This window comes from Anaeromicrobium sp. (assembly GCF_025210435.1).
Taxonomy (GTDB): Bacteria; Bacillota; Clostridia; order Peptostreptococcales; family Thermotaleaceae; genus Anaeromicrobium.
Map to the genome: position 1 here is coordinate 1 of NZ_JAOART010000123.1, position 18861 is coordinate 18861.

Here is an 18861-nt window from a genome sequence, read left to right on the forward strand (position 1 = left end):
TATAGAAATAGAAAGGATTAAAAATAGTAAAAGTAAATTAATATCCAGTATGGGAATCTAATTTTTAAATATAGAAGGTTTTGATGTGAGCCTTAAATTGTCGCTAATTAGTCCGTTGGGATTATTGTCAATGAAAGTCTTGAAAAAATTAATTAGTCCTTAAATGTTGTAGTCATGAGCATTTAGTAATAATGTAAGCCTTATGTTGAGAGTATAAGGGAAGTTAACATATTTAAGAACCCCATGCCTTTAGGCGTGGGAGCGTCAGGTATATAACTATACCATATTTAAATACTAGGGTAAATGAGGCCTTTAATATTTTCGTATGCCTTAAATAAATACGAATTTAGTAAAAGAATAGATCTTTGAAAAATATGTATTTTAAAAATGAAATTTCAAACCTAAGGGCTTTAAATGGTCCGTGGGATGATAAGAGGTACTAGGAGTACATGTGTGCAAGTTTATCTTGTTAAAAGGCTAAATGGAAGGTCTGGTTTCATTGTCACATATTGTTGGAACTCAAAATTTTCTGAAGAATGAAGAAAAATTATTAATAGGACTATAATTGACATGAATATGCCTGACTCATGAGGATATAAATTTGGTATATATGTATTATTAAATATCTTTTGGATAAAACTTATTTTTATAATAGTAAAGATAGGGAGTAGTTAATATTATGTATAAAGAAGAACATTATGTGGCATGGCTACATAGCATAGACGGAATTGGAAATGCTACCTTAAGGAAAATATTAAAAAAAGATTGTGCTAAAGACATTTATGATGGAAATGTTAATGTATATAAAGAAAAATTTAATTTGAAAGAAAAGGTAGTAGAAAATATAATAATAGGTAAAAAGAAAAATAAATTAGAAAAATTAGGTGAAATTATCCATAGGAATAATATAAGCGTAATAAGTATAAAAGATAAAAAATATCCAGATCTTTTACGGAATATATATAATCCACCTGCTGTTTTGTACGTGCGAGGAAGTATAGAGAAGGAAAAATGTGATATAATTAGCATAATTGGGTCAAGGAGAGCATCAACATATGGAAAAACTATGGCCTATAAGATCTCTAAAGAACTTTCCCATAAGGGAATTATCATTATAAGTGGTATGGCTAGGGGAATTGATACTATAGCCCATAAGGCCTGTGTTGAAAATGGAGGAATAACCTATGGGATTTTAGGAACTGGTGTAGATATATGTTATCCATATGAAAATAGATTATTAATGGAAAAAATAATAGAAAATGGGGCTGTCATATCTGAATTTCCCATAGGAACTAAACCTATACCTGGAAATTTTCCAAGGAGAAATAGAATAATAAGTGGTATGGCAAAGGGGGTTGTTGTTATAGAGGCTGCCTTAAAGAGTGGAACTCTCATAACCGTAGATTATGCATTAGAACAAGGAAGAGAAGTTTTCGCATTACCAGGTAATGTGACAGCTCTACTTAGTGGGGGGACTAATAAACTTATACAAAATGGAGCTAAATTAGTTACTGGTGTAGATGATATATTAGAAGAACTTCAATTAGAAAATATATGTGATAAGAATAAAAAGGAAGTCAGTTTAAGTGATAGTGAAAAGGAAATTTATGAATACATAAAAGATAATCAACCCGTTAGTATTGAGAAAATTGAAAAAGATAAGAAGTGGAATATTCAAAATATAAGTACCATATTAACTTTTCTTGAACTAAAAGGGGTATTAGAAACTTTACCAGGGAATAAATTTTTTATAAAGTAAGATTAGTAAATTTTGAAATGGAAAAAGTTTTCTGATATAATTACTATTGCTTTTACAAATGGAGGTGAATACATGGGAAAATCTTTAGTTATAGTGGAATCTCCTGCAAAAGCAAAAACTATAGGTAAGTTTTTGGGAAAAAACTATAAAGTTTTAGCGTCGGTAGGACATGTAAGAGATCTCCCTAAAAGTAAAATGGGAATAGATATAGAGGATAATTATGAACCTCATTATATAACTATAAGAGGAAAAGGGCCTGTGATTAAAGAGTTAAAGAAAGAATATAAAAAGGTAAAGAAAGTTTTATTAGCGACAGACCCTGATAGAGAAGGTGAAGCCATATCGTGGCATTTATGCAATATATTATCTATAGATGAAAGTGAAAAATGTAGAATTGAATTTAATGAAATTACTAAAGATGCTATAAAAAAAGCAGTGAAAAAACCTAGAATTATTAATAAAAGTTTAGTAGATGCACAGCAAGCAAGGAGGGTACTAGATAGATTAGTTGGGTATAGTATATCTCCCCTGTTATGGAGAAAGGTTAGAAAGGGTCTTAGTGCTGGAAGGGTACAGTCTGTAGTAACAAAGATGATTTGTGATAGGGAAAAGGAAATAAATGACTTTCAACCCCAAGAATACTGGACGATAGAGGTTGGTCTTTCTAAAGGTAGAAGCAAGAAGTTTATTGCAAAGTTTTATGGAGACACTGAAGGTAAAAAAGAATTAAATAACAAAGAAGAAGTAGATAATATTTTAGAAAAATTAAATGAAGATTTTCAAGTAAGGGACATAAAGGTTAGGCAAAAAAAGAGAAAACCAGGAAATCCTTTTACTACAAGTAGTCTTCAACAGGAAGCATCTAATCGATTAGGATTTAGTACTAAAAAGACCATGAGTGTGGCTCAGCAGTTATATGAAGGTATTGATCTTCAAAGAGGAGCTACAGTTGGTTTGATTACCTATGTTAGAACGGATTCTACTAGAATATCTGAAGAAGCTAAAAAGGATGCAAAGGAGTTTATTCTAGAAAATTATACAAAAGACTATCTAGGTGAGTACAAAGAAAAGAAAAAGACTAAAAAGGAGATTCAAGATGCCCATGAAGCCATAAGGCCTACTTCAGTATCTAGGACACCTAAAAGTGTTGAAAAGTATTTGACTAAAGATCAAAATAAGCTATATAAGCTAATATGGGAAAGGTTTGTAGCCAGCCAAATGCAGGATGCCATATTTGACAGTTATTCTATAGAAATAATTAATAATGGATACTTATTTAAAGCCTCAGGTTCAAAAAATGTATTTGATGGATTTTTAAAGGTATATTCATATACTACTGTGAAGGAAGAGGAAATGCCTAAAGTAGAAATAGAAGATGAGCTAAAGGCAAAAAAAATAGACCCACTTCAACATTTTACCCAGCCGCCAGCTAGATTTACAGAGGCTTCCTTGGTAAAGGAATTAGAAGAAAAGGGAATAGGAAGGCCAAGTACTTATGCTCCAACCATATCTACTATATTATCTAGAGGATATGTAGAACGTGAAAGTAAGGCTTTAAAACCTACAGAGTTGGGAATAATAGTTACAGATTTATTAAAGGAATACTTTAATGATATATTAGATGAATATTTTACAGCCCAATTAGAAGAGCAGTTAGATAAGGTAGAAGAAACTGAAATAGATTGGAAAAAAGTAATTGATGATTTTTATAATCCATTTTCAAAAACTCTAGAGCATGCAGAAGAAGAAATAAAAAAAATAGAGTTGATTGAAGAAGAAACTGATGAAATCTGTGAAGACTGTGGTAAAAACATGGTTATAAAATACGGAAGATATGGACGTTTTCTAGCTTGTTCCGGTTATCCAGAATGTGAACATACAAGACCTTTTGTGAAGAAAATAGGTGTGAAATGTCCTAAGTGTGATGGAGGAGACATAATAGAAAGAAGATCTAAAAAAGGAAAACTTTTTTATGGGTGCAGTTCTTTTCCAAACTGCAATTTTGTATCTTGGAGTAGACCAATCGATGAAAAGTGTGAAAAATGTGGAAGTCTAATGGCTGAAAAAATAAGGAAAAAAGATAGGGTTAAAGAATGTTTAAACAAAGAATGTGGATATAAAATCATATTAGAAAAGGAAGAATAGGTAATTCATTTTTGAAATTTAAAAAAAATTTTTCTTGAATTAATATGACAAATGTGGTAACATAGCCATTGGTTTGTAAAATGAATAATTTACTGGAATATTCTAAGATAAAAAATAAAAAAGTATTACTTAAAAGAAGATAAACTAAATTAGTAATATTTCAAACCAACGGGTAAAGGTTTACTGTACTTTCCGAGCAAAGGGAGTTAAGGGGCATATCATGTAATAAGGCTACATGGATTTCAAAAATGAAATAAGTGAAAATGACCTGAAGGATTATATACTATAAGATAAAACGTGAGCAGGAGGAGGATATAAATGTCAATTACACTATTAGAAAAGACAAGAAAGTTAAATAAGATATTACAGCAATCAGGAAATGTACCTGTTTCTTTTTCAGAGTTATGCAAAACTTTAAGCAATGTATTAGATTCTAATGTATATGTATCTAGTAAAAGAGGTAAAATTCTAGGGGTGAATTTAGTAGACCCAAGTGAAAATCCCATAGTTCTTGATTCTGATACGGGAACTCAGAAATTTCCTACTGAGTATAATGAACAGTTGCTAAAAATTTTGGACACGAAATACAATGTGACTGGAGAAAAAATGTTAGAAATATTTAAGTATGATACTGAGACTTCAAATAAATTAGTTACAATAGTACCAATCAATGGAAGTGGTCAAAGATTAGGAACATTAATTTTATCGAGACAAGATAAGGATTTTGTGGATGAAGATTTAGTATTAGCTGAATATAGTGCTACTGTAGTGGGAATGGAAATTTTAAGGGCTAAGAGTGAAGAAATTGAAGAAGAAGCTAGAAAAAAAGCAGTTGTACAAATGGCCATAGGAACTTTATCCTATTCAGAACTTGAAGCTGTAGAGCACATATTTGATGAATTAGACGGAACGGAAGGTCTTTTAGTAGCTAGTAAAATAGCTGATAGAGTAGGCATTACAAGATCCGTAATTGTTAATGCTTTAAGAAAATTTGAAAGCGCAGGAGTTATAGAATCTAGATCCCTAGGAATGAAGGGAACTCACATTAAAATATTAAATGAAAAATTAATTGACGAGTTAGAAAAACTTAAGAAATAACTTTAAAAAGCAATCTGACTGTTATGAAGCGGATTGCTTTTTTCCTATGATAAATTTTAGGTAAATATATTTTTATTTTTAGGCATATATGTAAAAAAAATACATATATGTCTAAATTTATATGAATTAACAATAAATAGTACTATATTATCATTTCTAATAAAAAGGGAAGATTAATAGCAAAAAATGTATTATAATGTTAATAAAGGAACAAGGAAAAAATCCTATTTTGTATTATAATATTAGTAAAAAAAGAAGGAAAAAAAACTATTATGTAGAATAGTAAATTAATGAATGAAAAAAATGTAAAAAAATGTTGAGGGGGAGAAAAAATCAATGTTAGAAAAATCTCTTAAAGGGATTAATATATTACAAAAAACTTTAGATGCTAGCTGGGCGAGGAATAAAACCATATCTAATAATATTGCCAATGCTGATACGCCAAACTACAAAAGAGAATTTGTTGAATTTGAATCTGTTTTGAAAAATGAACTTTTCAAAGATGAAAATATTGTGGGTACAACTACAAATGAAAAGCATATTCCTATAAATGGTGGAATTAAAGTGACTGGGATTAATCCTCAGATAAAAAAGGATATGAACAGTACATATAGAAAAGATGGAAATAATGTGAACATAGATGTGGAAATGGCAAATTTGGCTAAAAATACTATTAAGTATAATATGATTGCACAAAGAATTTCAAGTGATTTTAAGAAAATGAAAATGTTAGTAAGAGATGGGAGGTAGTAATCTTTGGGATTATTTAATTCAATAAACGTAAGTGCATCAGGTTTGACAGCTCAAAGACTTAGAATGGATATTATATCTAAAAATATTGCTAATGCAAATACTACAAGAACAAGCAATGGATCACCTTATAGGAGACAAATGGCTGTATTCCAAAAAAAGAATCCGAGTTTTGATGAGGTCTTAAAAGGAGAATCAAACAGGCAAAACCAAAGTGGTGGTGGAGTAGAAGTGTCTGCTATTGTTGAAGATAAATCACCCTTTAGAATGGTATATGAGCCAGGACATCCAGATGCAGATAAGGATGGATATGTGAAGATGCCTAATGTGGATGTTGTAACGGAAATGATCAATATGGTATCAGCTACAAGATCCTTTGAGGCCAATATTACCTCAATAAATTCTACAAAGGGAATGCTTATGAAGGCACTAGAAATTGGAAAGTAAACTGGAGGGTTTTATTTTGAAAGTTAACAACCTAATGATAAATGGCAGTAATAATTTGGAAAATAAAAAATCTAATAGGGTAAGTACAGATTTTGGTAATTATTTTAAGGATTATTTAAATAAAGTAAATGAATATGAGGCACAATCTCAAGATCTAGAAAAAAAGGCTGCTGTGGATGAACTTGATAATATTCACCAGGTCATGATAGCAGCTCAGAAGTCGGAAGTAGCTCTAGGGTTCATGATAGAGGTTAAGAATAAGGTTCTAGACGCCTATAAAGAAATAATGAGATTACAAGTATAGGAAGAAGTAGTGGAATGAGGTGAACCAATGGGCAACGTCCTAGAACAGACGAAAAAACAGTTGAATGAATTTTATACTAATATGGACAAAAAGCAGAAGATAAGAATCGGTGTAAGTGCACTTATAATGGTTTTAAGTATCGCTTTCTTAATGTATTATCTGACTAGACCCCAATATGTAACTTTATATGATGAATTAAATCCTAAAAAAGCAGGGGAAATAACTAAAAAATTAGATGAGGTGGGTATACCTTGGAAAGATGATGAAACAGGGAAAAGTGTACTTGTACCTAAGGAATACAAAAATAAGGCAAAGGCACAACTTGCCATTGAAGGAATTCCAGGAGAAAGATTTTCATATGAAAGTATGCTTACAAATTCTAGTTTAACAATGACTAATGAGGAAAGAAAAAATAGATATGAAATAGCACAGATGAATTCTATTGCAAAAACTATAGAAGCTATCGAAGGAATAACTTGGGCCTGGGTAGATTTAACAATTGCAGATGATAGTAATTTTATGACTGATGACAAAAAATCCAAGGCATCAGTATTTGTTGAGTTAGAAGAAGGTTATAGATTAAATAAAAAGCAAGTAGATGGAATAGTAATGCTTGTGACAAATTCCGTTAAGGGTTTAGATGCAAAGGACGTATCAATTGTTAATAACAAGGGAGAAGTCCTTACTAAAGGGAATGATGGAGAAGAATTTGATGCATCAACTCAAATGGCCTTGCAAGAAAAGGTTCAAAATGAACTTAGGGAAGATATAACTGGATTTTTAGCCACCGTTTATGGAAATGGAAATGTGGCTGTTATGGTAAATGTAAAATTAGACTTTGACAGTGAAGAAACAAGTGTACTGGCATATGAACCTCCTATTAAGGATGAAACAAATGGGTTAGTAAGAAGTATGAATGAATCTAGTGAAAAATCTACTAATAGTCCCATGGGTGGAGGCGTACCAGGTGTGGATTCTAATGAAGGTGAGATACCCCAGTATTTAGAGAGAACTTCTAGTGGGTCTGAATATAATAAAAATAATAAGACTATTAACTATGAATTGAATGAAACTAGGAAAAAATTAGTTAAGGCTCAAGGGCAAATAAAGGATATAACAGTTGCTGTATTAATAAATAGTAACATATTACCCGGCAAAGAGTTAACTGATGAAAATAGAAATGAAATAATAGATATAGTATCTGCCTCGGCAGGATTAGACACTAAAGTTGTAAAAGTAATGGGGAAAAGTTTTGATAATACTGTTGCTGACAGATTTGAAGAAATGAAAAATAATAATAGAGGAATGACTGTACTAAAGGATATTCCAGTTTGGGCCTTAGGAATAATTGGAGTATTTATAATTGGTTTGCTAGGACTTATAATATACAGTATAAGAAATAGAAGGAAAAATAAAGAGGCAGAAGGAAACATGCCTACAGATATATTGATTGATGAAGAATTTGATGAAATAGAAATAAGTGAAAAGTCTGAGTATAAAAAGCAGATAAATAAATTTGTAGAGAAAAATCCTCAGGCCGTATCTCAATTATTAAAGAATTGGTTAAATGAAGAGTAGGAGGAATAAAAATGGCTCGAAAAGGCGAATTGACAGGTAAGGAAAAAGCTGCAGTACTATTAATATCTTTAGGGCCAGATAAGTCAGCTAAGATATTTCAGCATTTAAGTGAGGATGAGATAGAAGAATTAACTTTAGAAATAGCTAATATGAGAAAAATAACATCTGAGGAAAAGGAAGATGTTTTAGGTGAATTCTATGAGATCTGTTTAGCACAAGAATATATTTCAGAGGGTGGAATAAACTATGCTAAAGAAGTACTAGAAAAGGCCTTAGGTTCACAAAAGGCCTTTGACATAGTACATAAATTAACAGCATCCTTACAAGTAAGGCCCTTTGATTTTGCTAGAAAGGCAGATGCTAATCAATTATTAAATTTTATACAAAACGAACATCCTCAAACTATAGCCTTAATACTTTCTTATTTAGAGCCCCATCAATCAGGACAAATATTGTCTTCTTTACCACAAAATAAACAGGCTGAGGTTGCTAAAAGAATTGCTACTATGGATAGAACCACACCAGAAATAATTAAGGAAGTGGAGGCTGTATTAGAAGACAAATTAGCATCTATGGTTACTCAAGACTACACTTCGGCAGGTGGTATACAAGCTATTGTTGACCTACTTAATGCCGTTGATAGGGGAACAGAAAAGTTTATTATGGAAAAATTAGAAGTAGAAGATGTGGAGTTAGCAGAGGACATAAAGAAAAGGATGTTTGTGTTCGAAGATGTGGTTACATTAGATGGATCATCTATCCAAAGATTTATGCGTGATGTGGATAATAATGATTTGGCTGTTGCACTTAAGGGATCCACAGAAGAAGTACAAGAAATTATATTTAAGAATATGTCTAAGCGTATGGCTGAAATGATAAAAGAAGATATGCAGTTTATGGGACCTGTTAGACTTCGTGATGTGGAAGAATCTCAACAAAAAATTGTTAATATAATTAGGAAATTAGAAGAAGCTGGTGAGCTTATAATTGCAAGAGGAGGAGGCGATGAGATCATTGTCTAGGGTCTATAAGTCTTCAATAGTTACTGTAGGAAATATTAAGGAATTGATAAACCAAAAAAGAAAGATAGTAGAAGAAATAGCTGTGACAGAAGAAAGAGAAATTATTGATTATGACAGCTTATATAAAGAAGAATATGAAAAAAAAATAGCTCAGTTAGATTTGATTACAGAAAAGAGGCACAAGGAAGCTGAGGAAAAAGCCCAAGACATAATTCAAAGGGCTAGGGACGAAGCCAATGAATTGAAGAAAAAGAGTTATGATGAAGGTTATTTACAGGGAAAAGATCTTGGTTACAAGGATGGATATGAGAAGGGGCAGAAAGAAACTGATCATCATATTGAGGAAGCATTAGAAATAAAGAAGAAATTAATAGAAGAAAAAAAACTCCTATATGAAAAAACTGAAAAGGAAGCCATAAATCTCATTATGGATATAGTAGATAAGGTATTAAATAAGGAGATGGATGAAAATGATGATTATATGTTAGGTCTTGTAAAATCTGCGATAGACAAGTGTGCTTACACAGAGGAAATAGTCATAAGGGTCAGTGAAGATGATTATGATAAGGTGAAAACTTTGGAAAATAAAATAATATGTTTAATTCCTAATGTGGAGAATATAAGAATCAAAAAGGATTCATCATTACAAAGGGGGAGTTGTATACTAGAAACTAGTTCGGGAAGTATAGATTCAAGTGTAAAAACTCAGTTTAAAGAAATTGAAAAACTATTTTATGACATGCTAGAGAGTGAGGAAAGTGCCTAGATGATAAACTTTTTAAAGTATGAGAATGCTTTGGAAAATATGGATTTAATAAAGTATACAGGAAAAGTATCTAGAGTAGTTGGATTGATGGTAGAATCTAATGGTCCAGCTGTAAACCTGGGAGAAATATGTGAAATCTATCCATTAAAAAGTCCAGGATCAATAAAGGCTGAGGTGGTAGGATTTAATGACTCTAAAGTCCTACTCATGCCTTTAGGGGAGATGGATGGAATAGGCCCAGGAAGTAAAGTTGTTGCAACAGGAAATTTATTAAGTGTGAAGGTTGGAGATGAACTCCTTGGTAGAATACTAGACGGAATGGGAAATCCCATAGACGACATGGGGGCATTTGATACTAAACAGATATATCCAGTTAATAATCAACCACCTAACCCTCTGACAAGGAAAAAAATAAGGGAGCCCCTATCCTTAGGAGTAAGGTCTATTGATGGTTTACTGACCTGTGGAGTGGGACAAAGAATAGGAATATTTGCAGGTAGTGGTGTGGGTAAAAGTACACTAATGGGAATGATTGCAAGAAATACTAAGGCTGATATAAATGTTATAGCCCTAATAGGAGAGCGTGGTAGGGAAGTAAGGGAATTTATAGAAAATGATTTGAAGGAAGAAGGACTAAGACGTTCCGTATTGGTGGTGGCCACATCAGATAAGCCAGCCCTTGTAAGAATGAAGGGGGCTCTGATAGCTACAGCAATAGCTGAATATTTTAGGGATAAAGGTAAAAATGTTATGTTATTAATGGATTCTCTAACTAGATTTTCCATGGCCCAAAGGGAAGTCGGATTAGCCGTAGGAGAACCGCCTGTTACAAGGGGGTATACACCTTCTGTATTTGCCGCATTGCCAAAATTATTAGAAAGATCAGGAAATTCAAGTGATGGATCCATTACTGCACTATATACCGTATTGGTGGATGGGGATGATTTAAACGAACCTATAACAGATACGGTAAGGGGTATTTTAGATGGCCATATTGTTTTGTCAAGGAAGCTTGCGAATCAAAACCATTATCCTGCCATAGATATATTAGGAAGTGTAAGTAGGGTTATGCCTAACATAGCAAAGGAAGATCATAAAAATAGTGCTAATAAATTGAGAAATACATTGGCCACATATAAAGAAGCGGAGGATTTAATTAATATAGGGGCCTATGTGCCAGGTAGTGATCCTAAAATCGATTATTCAATTAAAATGATTGACAAGATAAATGAATTTTTAAGGCAGGGAATAGATGAAAAGATAAACTTTGAAGAATCCATGAAACAACTAAATAACATATTTGATTAGGAGTGTGTGAAAATTGAGTGGATTTAAGTTTAAATATGAAAATATTATACAGATTAAAGAAAGAATGGAAGAGTCTGCTAAAGGTCGATTGGCAGGTGCTCAAAGGGAATTAGATATTGAAAAAAACAAGCTAAATTCCTTGGTAGATGAAAAAAATAATTGTATTGGAGTTATAAACAATAGGGTAAAAGAAGGAACTAATGTGACTTTCTTACAACAATACAATTCTTATATGAATAGCTTGAGTACTAATATAGAAAAAAAAGAAAAGGATATTCAAGTATGTAAAAGTAGAGTTAATGAAAAAAGAGAAGAATTAGTTAGGGCTGTTAAAGAAAAAAAAATAATGGAAAAGTTTAAGGAAAAAGAAAGAGAAAAATTCATAGAATGGGAAAAGAAACAAGAAATACTTTTAGTAGATGAATTAGTAACATATAAGAATTTTAAAAGCAACTAGGGGGAGAAGATGTCTGGCGATAATAATACGAAGGAAAAAAGAGGATTATCCATATTTAAGATAATAGGGATTGTGATTAGTGTATTTACCATAATGCCACTTTTAATATTTGGAGGAATATATAGTACTAACAAGAATTTTCAGTATAATGCTAATAAATATCTACAAAAAGCTCCAGGTGCTGTAGGTCAATATTTTGAAAGTATTCCCACTAAAGAAGAAAGAGAAGTACAAAAGGATATTATAGCTAATTATTTTAATACACTAGATATTAATACGGCTTCAGATAAATTAACAATTATACAAAAGGAAGATGAAGAATTATATTCAGATTTGATTAAAAAAATGATAAGCATAGATAAGGGAAAAACTAATGATGTATTAGAAAATATGAGAAATAAAAACTTGAAAAAGGACATATTGATAGCTACAATTGAAGAAATAGACAATGAATTAGAAAATAGTTTAAGAGATAGGGCAAAGTACTATGAAAACTTATCTAGGGCTAATGTGGTAAAGGATATTGAATCACAAATAGAAAATAAGGAAATAACCTATGAAAACATGGCAAAGACCATTGGGCATATGAAGGATAAGGATGCTATAGAAATTCTTAATAACTTTGAAAAAGAAGAAGTAGATAAATTTTTACAATATTATGATTCAGAAAAAAAGATGAAGTTCCTTAATGAACTGGCAAAAGTAAAAAATAGAAAAGAAGAGTTATTAAAATATGCTAAAATATATAATGCAGAAACTGCACAAAACCTAGTAGAAATTATAGGAAACACAAAAAAATATAAGATTAATGAATTATCTACCATATATAGAAATATGGACGTAAAAAAAAGTGGTGAAGTTATAGCCTTCATAGAAGATAAAGAATTTATATATGAACTACTAAATCAGATGAAAAATGACGAAATATTAGAAAAGAACGAAGATACATTAACACCTAGTTTGATGGAAGCTGTAAAAATATATACTGAATATAATGAAAGAATAGGGGAACTTGAAAGGGTCTATTCAAAAATGGCAGAAACAGATATTGCAAACATAATTGAAAAACTTTATAGAAACAGAAATGGAGAAAAAATATTTCAATTAGAAAATGGACAAGTAATTAACATATCAGATAAAGAAATAGCCATATCCTTACTAGGAAGATTAAAACAACAAACCATAGGTAATGTCTTAGCTAACCTAGATACTAGCTTAGCATCAGATATATCAAAGGGATTAGCATTACCCAACTAGAGAGGGGGTGAAAAGGGATGAACGTAAATTTAAAACAAAATTCATTTTTAGAAACAAATAGTATCCTAATGGGAAATAACAAGGAAAAGATAGAATCAAAGTTCAATGAACATGATGATTTTAGAAAAAAGCTAAATGAAGCCCATAAAAAGTCTGAACCTGAAAAGGACAAAGTAAGTGAAAAGAATAATGAAATTAATAAAAAAAGTAACAATGATGAAGGTTCTGTTTCTACGATTAAAAAACCTAATGATAAAGTTAGTGATGACAAATCAACTGATGAGATAGAAGAACCCATTGGGGAAGACGAAGATTTAAGTGAAAAGGTGGATAAGCTCATAGGTCTATATGAAGCCATATGTTCAATAGAAATTTGTACTAATAAAGCACTAGATGAAAATCAAGTAAAAGTACAAGAAACTATCATGGGGAATCTGGAAGAAATAAAAAATCTATTGAAACAAAATGACAGCTTTATGAATAATTCTGAGTTATATGAAAAAATAAAGGGCATATTGGAAAGTGAATTAGATGGAGGTTCTTTACTAGAATTGACTGGTGATGAAATGAAAAAAATCACAGGAGATTTGCTAAAAAATATAAAAGAATATGCTCAAAACAATGAAAATGAAAAAGTTCAGGTATCCTTTGACAATGAACTTAATAAGATTGTCCAAGTAAATAAGGAGAAAAGCTCTCCTCAAAACGAGGAAAAATCAGAAAAGAGACATAAAGAAGGTAGCAGAGAGAATAACCTTCAGTTTCCAAGTGAGAAAGTAGAAGAAAGCTTTACAAAAAATGAAAAAATAGATATATATAACTTAAGAAATGAAAACGTAAATGTAAATGTAAAGGATATACCCCTTATAGATCAGTTACCTAAAGTTCAAAATAACATAACTACGCAAGTGGAGCCTACTAAAGTGATTGAACAGATAGTAGAAAAGGCCAGTGTAAACCTTAAGGAAAATGGATCTGAAATGACTATAAACTTAAAACCAGAACACTTAGGTAAAATTACTATGAAAATAGAAGTTGAAAGAGAAATGGTAGTGGCAAAAATAGTAGCTGAAAATCAAGTGGTAAAGGAAACTATAGAATCTAATTTCCAAAGTTTAAAGGATGCTCTAGAAGAAAAGGGCTTTTCCATAGGTGAATTTAGTGTGGATGTAAGTAAAGATGATTCTAATGAATCAACTCAACAATTTATGAATTTTAGAAATAATAGGAGAAGAACAAGAATTCAATTGGATGACAACATAGATGAAGAGTTACATGAAACCAGTATGGATCTGATCCATTCAGGATCTATAAATAACTTAGGATAGGAGGTAGAATATGGCAGTAGATAAGATACAAGGTCAAAATTGGTATGAATTTATTGGCCAGAAAAATCCAATGGATGATTCTGATAATAATTCTAAAAAGGATACTAATAAAAATGGTGAGTTGGGAAAGGATGATTTTTTAAATTTATTAGTTACTCAATTTAAGTACCAAAATCCATTAGAACCAATGGATGACAAAGAATTCATATCTCAAATGGCCCAGTTTAGTGCTTTAGAACAAACACAAAATCTAAATGATACTATGAAAGGTTTTACAGAGAAGATGGAGTCTTACAATGGATTAAGCCTTGAAATCCAAAAGTTAAATTACAATATAAGCAAAGAAATGCTAGATATATTAAAGGATAAAACTGATGATGGAGACAGTGGTGATGGAGATAGTAGTGATGGAGACAATGGAAGTAGCACTGAAGAAACAAATTCATCAGATGGCAATAAGGAATAGGTAGATTAATTATGAAAATTAATAATAATCCTTTAATTAGAAGTAATTCTGTAATACAAAATTCTAACTACCAAAACAAAAATTTTAGTAACATACTAAATGAAATAGAAAATAATAATAAGGTCAAATTTTCTAAACATGCTAAAGAAAGAATTGAAAGCAGAAAAATTGATTTTAATAAAGAAGAAATCAATAAAATAGAAAATGCTCTACATAAGGCAAAACAAAAGGGAATTAAGGATTCATTAATATTAATGAATAAAAAGGCAGTGATTGCCAATGTGTCAAGCAAAACCATAATCACTGTGACTACAGAAAATGATTTGACGGATAATATATTTACTAATATAGATGGGGCTGTAATCCTATAGCTGGACCTTTTGAGGAGGCTTAGTCTTTGAATGACTGATAAGACAAATTACAGCAAATATGAGGAGGTCAATAAACTATGATGCGTTCAATGTACGCTGCTGTGTCTGGACTTAGTGCACATCAGATGAAGATGGATATAATAGGGAATAATATTGCCAATGTGAATACGGTGGCATTTAAAGGGTCAAGGGTAACATTTAAAGAAACATTTAACCAAACAGTAAAGGGTGCCAGTGGAGCAGAAGGTGGCCGTGGTGGTACTAACCCAGTTCAAATAGGTTTAGGAGTAGATGTGGGAGCCATAGATGTGGTACACACTAGAGGATCCCTAGAAAGAACTGATAGGGCTACTGATTTAATGATAAATGGAGAAGGATTTTTCATGGTATCAGATGATGCAAATGCCCTAAATAGATACTATACAAGAGCAGGAAACTTCCTAGTAGATGGGGGCGGTAACCTAGTTACTCAGGATGGATTTAAGGTCCTTGGTTACATGGCAGATGAGACAGGAAGGCTTAAAACTAGCATAGAGGGGCTTAAAATTGATTTTTCAGCTGTATATCCTCCTCAGGCTACAAGACCTTCTGATCCTCCTATTGAAGGGGAAGAAATAGTTACAATTACAGGAAATTTAGATTCAAGAACAAAGGAATTAAATAAACTAGATAGTACTGCCAAGGTAATAGCAACTGGTGCTGATAAGGGAATATATAATTTCAATCAGGCAAGGAGTAAGGCAGCTGGACATCCCATATATACTCAAGAAAATGATGCTCTTAAACCTGCCTTAGGTGGAACCACATCTGTGAAGGTATATGATGATTTTGGGAATATACATGAAATAAATCTAATCTTTGCAAAGAAGAGTTCTACAGCTGGTGATGATCCTAAAAGTACATGGGAAGTACATGCCTTTTATAAGGATGATGACGGAGCCATGTTAATAGATGGACAAACGAATACCTCATACACGGATGGAAAAGCCAGTAACGGCTCTAACGGATTTAAAGGAAAGCCAATCACTTTGGAATTTGATAAAAATGGAAATGTAGTTGGGGATTCAAAAATGCCATTTACTATCGGAACGGATTTAACGGCAGGGGCAGCAGCACTAAGTTTTGAAATGGACCTTAGTAAACTTACTCAGTTTTCAGGCAAAACTAATGCAGCTGCAACTACAATAAAGGGATACCCTCAAGGAAAACTAGATGGATATTCCATATCTCCAAGTGGAGAAATCGTGGGAGCTTTCTCAAATGGGCAAGGTAGAGTATTAGGAAGAATTGGACTTACAAACTTTAGTAACCCTGCAGGCCTTCAAAAGACCCAGTCTAATATGTTTATAAAGACGAGAAACTCTGGAGAACCTGTAGTAGGAATGCCTGGAGCCGGTGGATTTGCTCAATTAAATCCTGGAAATCTAGAAATGTCTAATGTGAACATGGCTAGGGAATTTACTAATATGATTACTACCCAAAGGGGTTTTCAAGCAAACTCTAAGATAATATCCACAACGGACGAAATGCTTCAGGAACTGGTAAATATTAAAAGGTAATAAATAGTTGCAGGCTTTTTTAGCCTGCAACTAATAAAGGATGATAGAATGATTAGGCTAAGAAAATTGAATGGAAAAGAATTTATTTTAAATTGTGAATTAATAGAATCTGTGGAAAATAATCCAGATACTACAATTACTTTAACTTCAGGTAAAAAAATAGTAGTCCTAGAAGGGGACAGTGAAGTAATAGAAAAGATTATAGAATATAAAAGAAATATTTATAACAGATTCACTGTGAAACAATAATTATAGAAATGAGGTGTAACGATTGGATTTAGGAAGTGTTATTGGGGTAGTTTTAGGATTGGCATTAATAGTTGGAAGTATACTACTAGATGGAAGTATCTTAACATTTTACAACCTGCCTTCTATACTTATTGTTATTGGGGGAACTATTGCAGGATTGTTTGTAGCCTATCCAATGGAAAAGGTAAAGGCTGCTTTTAAAGTAGCCCAAAAGGCCTTTAAGGGTGGTTCTATTAATTATCAAGAAAGTATAAATCAAATTGTAGAAATTGCTAATGTGGCTAGAAGGGAAGGGTTACTTGCCCTTGAGGAAGCCGCATCGAAAATTGATGATGATTTTCTAAAAAAGGGAATAATGCTTATAGTAGATGGAACAGACCCAGAGTTAGTTAGAAACATATTAGAAACAGAACTGGCATTTATAGATGAAAGACATGGGGAAGGAAGAAGTATATTTGACGCATTAGGAGCTTTTGCCCCTGCCTTTGGTATGATAGGAACCCTAATTGGATTAATAAACATGTTACAGAGTTTAGAAGATCCCACATCTGTAGGACCTAAGATGTCAGTAGCACTTATTACTACTTTTTATGGAGCCGTTTTAGCAAACCTGGTATTTATACCTATAGCTACAAAATTAAAATTAAGAAGTAAGGAAGAAATGTTAATAAAGGAAGTTATGGTTGAGGGCTTATTGTCAATACAAGCTGGTGAAAATCCAAGAATAATTGAGGTAAAACTAGAATCCTTCCTTCCTCCAGGTATGAGAAAGGGACTAGGAGATGGTTCAGAGGGAGCTGAAGGTTAGATGGCAAAGAAAAAGAAACCTGAAGAAGCAAAGGGTGGAGCTCCCGAATGGATGACCACCTTTAGTGATTTGATGACCCTATTATTATGCTTTTTCGTACTATTATTTGCATTTTCCACAATAGACCAGCGTAAGTTCACTGCTGTTATGAAATCTTTTCAAGGATCAGCAGGTGTATTACATGCAGGAAAAACTATTGATGGGAGTGAGTACATTGATAAGGGCTTAAATGAGGATAAATTAACGAAACAATTGAAAGAAATTCGTGATTTTAAGGTAATGGAGGAAAAAATAAATAAATACTTAGAAGAAAACAATATGAAAAATGAAATTTTTGTAGAATTAGAATCAAGAGGACTTTTAATACGACTTAATGAAAATGTACTCTTTGGTTCAGGGAAAGCAGAACTTAAAGAGAACGCAAAGGAAACCTTAAGATTTTTAGGAGATATAATTAAACAGGAAGAATTCAAATCTAAATACATTACTGTGGAAGGTCATACGGATTCAGATCCAATAGTTAGGTCTAAAAAGTATCCTACCAATTGGGAATTATCCATTTCAAGAGCTTCTAATGTGGTTAGATTTTTAATAGAAGATACATATGTGGAGCCTAAAAGACTATCAGCCTCAGGATATAGCCAATATCATCCTGTAGCACCAAATGATACTATGGAAAATAAATCTAAGAATAGAAGGGTAGATATATTAATTTTACGTTCTGATTTTTCACAATCATAATACTAGATAAAGGGTGGATTAAATGACTACTAAAAAAGTTATAATGTATAGCGTAATAGGGTTTATAATAACTGCACTTGTCCTTGGTGGAACTGTATTTTATATAACATCAAAGAATAAACAGGAAAAACCTAAAGAAATAAAAACATATACCCATTCAATGGGAGAAATTTATGCCAATGTACAAGACAGTAGGAGAATTTTGAAGATTAACATGGATGTTGAAATTTCCGATGAAAAATTAGTTGAAAAATTCAAAGAGAAGAATTCTAAAATTAAAAATGGGGTTTTGGAAATATTAGGCAAAAAGAGTGAGGAAGATTTACTAGTAGTTGGTGGACAGGAAGCTTTAAGAAAAGAAATTTTAAAGGAAATCAAAAAAATTGTGCCCTCAAGTGAAATACTGGATGTCTTTTTCGTAGAGTTCATAGTTCAATAGTAGAGGGGG

Annotated in this window: 20 protein-coding genes; all 20 read left to right on the plus strand. The window is 32.0% G+C overall.

Going from position 1 to position 18861, the window contains the following annotated elements:
• Positions 1-679 precede the first annotated feature (679 nt).
• The 20 genes from dprA (at position 680) to N4A57_RS15150 (ending at position 18852) form a co-directional block, all read left to right on the plus strand.
• Complete coding sequence (gene dprA, locus N4A57_RS15055; protein ID WP_293658851.1) at positions 680-1759, plus strand: DNA-processing protein DprA; 1080 nt, start codon at positions 680-682, stop codon at positions 1757-1759.
• A gap of 72 nt (positions 1760-1831) precedes the next feature.
• Positions 1832-3904, plus strand: a complete 2073-nt coding sequence (topA, locus tag N4A57_RS15060; protein WP_293658852.1) for a type I DNA topoisomerase — start codon at positions 1832-1834, stop codon at positions 3902-3904.
• A gap of 318 nt (positions 3905-4222) precedes the next feature.
• Positions 4223-5002, plus strand: a complete 780-nt coding sequence (codY, locus tag N4A57_RS15065; RefSeq protein WP_293658853.1) for a GTP-sensing pleiotropic transcriptional regulator CodY — start codon at positions 4223-4225, stop codon at positions 5000-5002.
• Positions 5003-5338: 336 nt separating this feature from the next.
• Positions 5339-5752 carry a flagellar basal body rod protein FlgB gene (flgB, locus tag N4A57_RS15070; protein WP_293658854.1) on the plus strand — a complete coding sequence of 138 codons (414 nt, stop codon included), beginning with the start codon at positions 5339-5341 and terminating at the stop codon, positions 5750-5752.
• A 6-nt stretch (positions 5753-5758) separates the two neighbouring features.
• A complete protein-coding gene (gene flgC / locus N4A57_RS15075; RefSeq protein WP_293658855.1) occupies positions 5759-6199 on the plus strand; it encodes a flagellar basal body rod protein FlgC in 441 nt (146 codons plus the stop codon).
• Positions 6189-6503 carry a flagellar hook-basal body complex protein FliE gene (fliE, locus tag N4A57_RS15080; protein WP_293658856.1) on the plus strand — a complete coding sequence of 105 codons (315 nt, stop codon included), beginning with the start codon at positions 6189-6191 and terminating at the stop codon, positions 6501-6503. Before flgC ends, fliE begins: the two co-directional genes overlap by 11 nt.
• 27 nt (positions 6504-6530) lie before the next feature.
• The gene (gene fliF / locus N4A57_RS15085; RefSeq protein WP_293658857.1) at positions 6531-8081 is read left to right on the plus strand and encodes a flagellar basal-body MS-ring/collar protein FliF; all 1551 of its coding nucleotides are present in this window, start codon (positions 6531-6533) and stop codon (positions 8079-8081) included.
• 11 nt (positions 8082-8092) lie between these two features.
• A complete protein-coding gene (gene fliG / locus N4A57_RS15090) occupies positions 8093-9103 on the plus strand; it encodes a flagellar motor switch protein FliG (RefSeq protein ID WP_293658858.1) in 1011 nt (336 codons plus the stop codon).
• Complete coding sequence (locus tag N4A57_RS15095) at positions 9087-9869, plus strand: FliH/SctL family protein (RefSeq protein WP_293658859.1); 783 nt, start codon at positions 9087-9089, stop codon at positions 9867-9869. The genes fliG and N4A57_RS15095 overlap by 17 nt, the downstream gene beginning before the upstream one ends.
• On the plus strand, positions 9870-11177 hold the full coding sequence (gene fliI, locus N4A57_RS15100; RefSeq protein ID WP_293658860.1) for a flagellar protein export ATPase FliI: 1308 nt from the start codon (positions 9870-9872) through the stop codon (positions 11175-11177).
• A 13-nt stretch (positions 11178-11190) separates the two neighbouring features.
• Entirely contained in the window at positions 11191-11634 is a 444-nt protein-coding gene (fliJ, locus tag N4A57_RS15105) for a flagellar export protein FliJ (RefSeq protein ID WP_293658861.1), read from the plus strand.
• A 9-nt stretch (positions 11635-11643) separates the two neighbouring features.
• On the plus strand, positions 11644-12891 hold the full coding sequence (locus N4A57_RS15110; protein ID WP_293658862.1) for a hypothetical protein: 1248 nt from the start codon (positions 11644-11646) through the stop codon (positions 12889-12891).
• A 17-nt stretch (positions 12892-12908) separates the two neighbouring features.
• Entirely contained in the window at positions 12909-14219 is a 1311-nt protein-coding gene (locus N4A57_RS15115) for a flagellar hook-length control protein FliK (protein ID WP_293658863.1), read from the plus strand.
• A gap of 10 nt (positions 14220-14229) precedes the next feature.
• Positions 14230-14685, plus strand: a complete 456-nt coding sequence (locus N4A57_RS18535) for a flagellar hook assembly protein FlgD (RefSeq protein ID WP_330671533.1) — start codon at positions 14230-14232, stop codon at positions 14683-14685.
• An 11-nt stretch (positions 14686-14696) separates the two neighbouring features.
• Positions 14697-15056 (plus strand): TIGR02530 family flagellar biosynthesis protein, encoded by a 360-nt coding sequence (locus tag N4A57_RS15125; protein ID WP_293658864.1) that lies wholly within the window; start codon positions 14697-14699, stop codon positions 15054-15056.
• Between the two features lie 77 nt (positions 15057-15133).
• The gene (locus N4A57_RS15130; protein WP_293658865.1) at positions 15134-16615 is read left to right on the plus strand and encodes a flagellar hook protein FlgE; all 1482 of its coding nucleotides are present in this window, start codon (positions 15134-15136) and stop codon (positions 16613-16615) included.
• Between the two features lie 48 nt (positions 16616-16663).
• On the plus strand, positions 16664-16864 hold the full coding sequence (locus tag N4A57_RS15135) for a flagellar FlbD family protein (protein WP_293658866.1): 201 nt from the start codon (positions 16664-16666) through the stop codon (positions 16862-16864).
• A gap of 22 nt (positions 16865-16886) precedes the next feature.
• A complete protein-coding gene (locus N4A57_RS15140) occupies positions 16887-17672 on the plus strand; it encodes a flagellar motor protein (protein WP_293658867.1) in 786 nt (261 codons plus the stop codon).
• Positions 17673-18413 carry a flagellar motor protein MotB gene (locus tag N4A57_RS15145; RefSeq protein ID WP_293658868.1) on the plus strand — a complete coding sequence of 247 codons (741 nt, stop codon included), beginning with the start codon at positions 17673-17675 and terminating at the stop codon, positions 18411-18413.
• A 22-nt stretch (positions 18414-18435) separates the two neighbouring features.
• Positions 18436-18852, plus strand: a complete 417-nt coding sequence (locus N4A57_RS15150; protein WP_293658870.1) for a flagellar basal body-associated FliL family protein — start codon at positions 18436-18438, stop codon at positions 18850-18852.
• Positions 18853-18861: the final 9 nt, after the last annotated feature.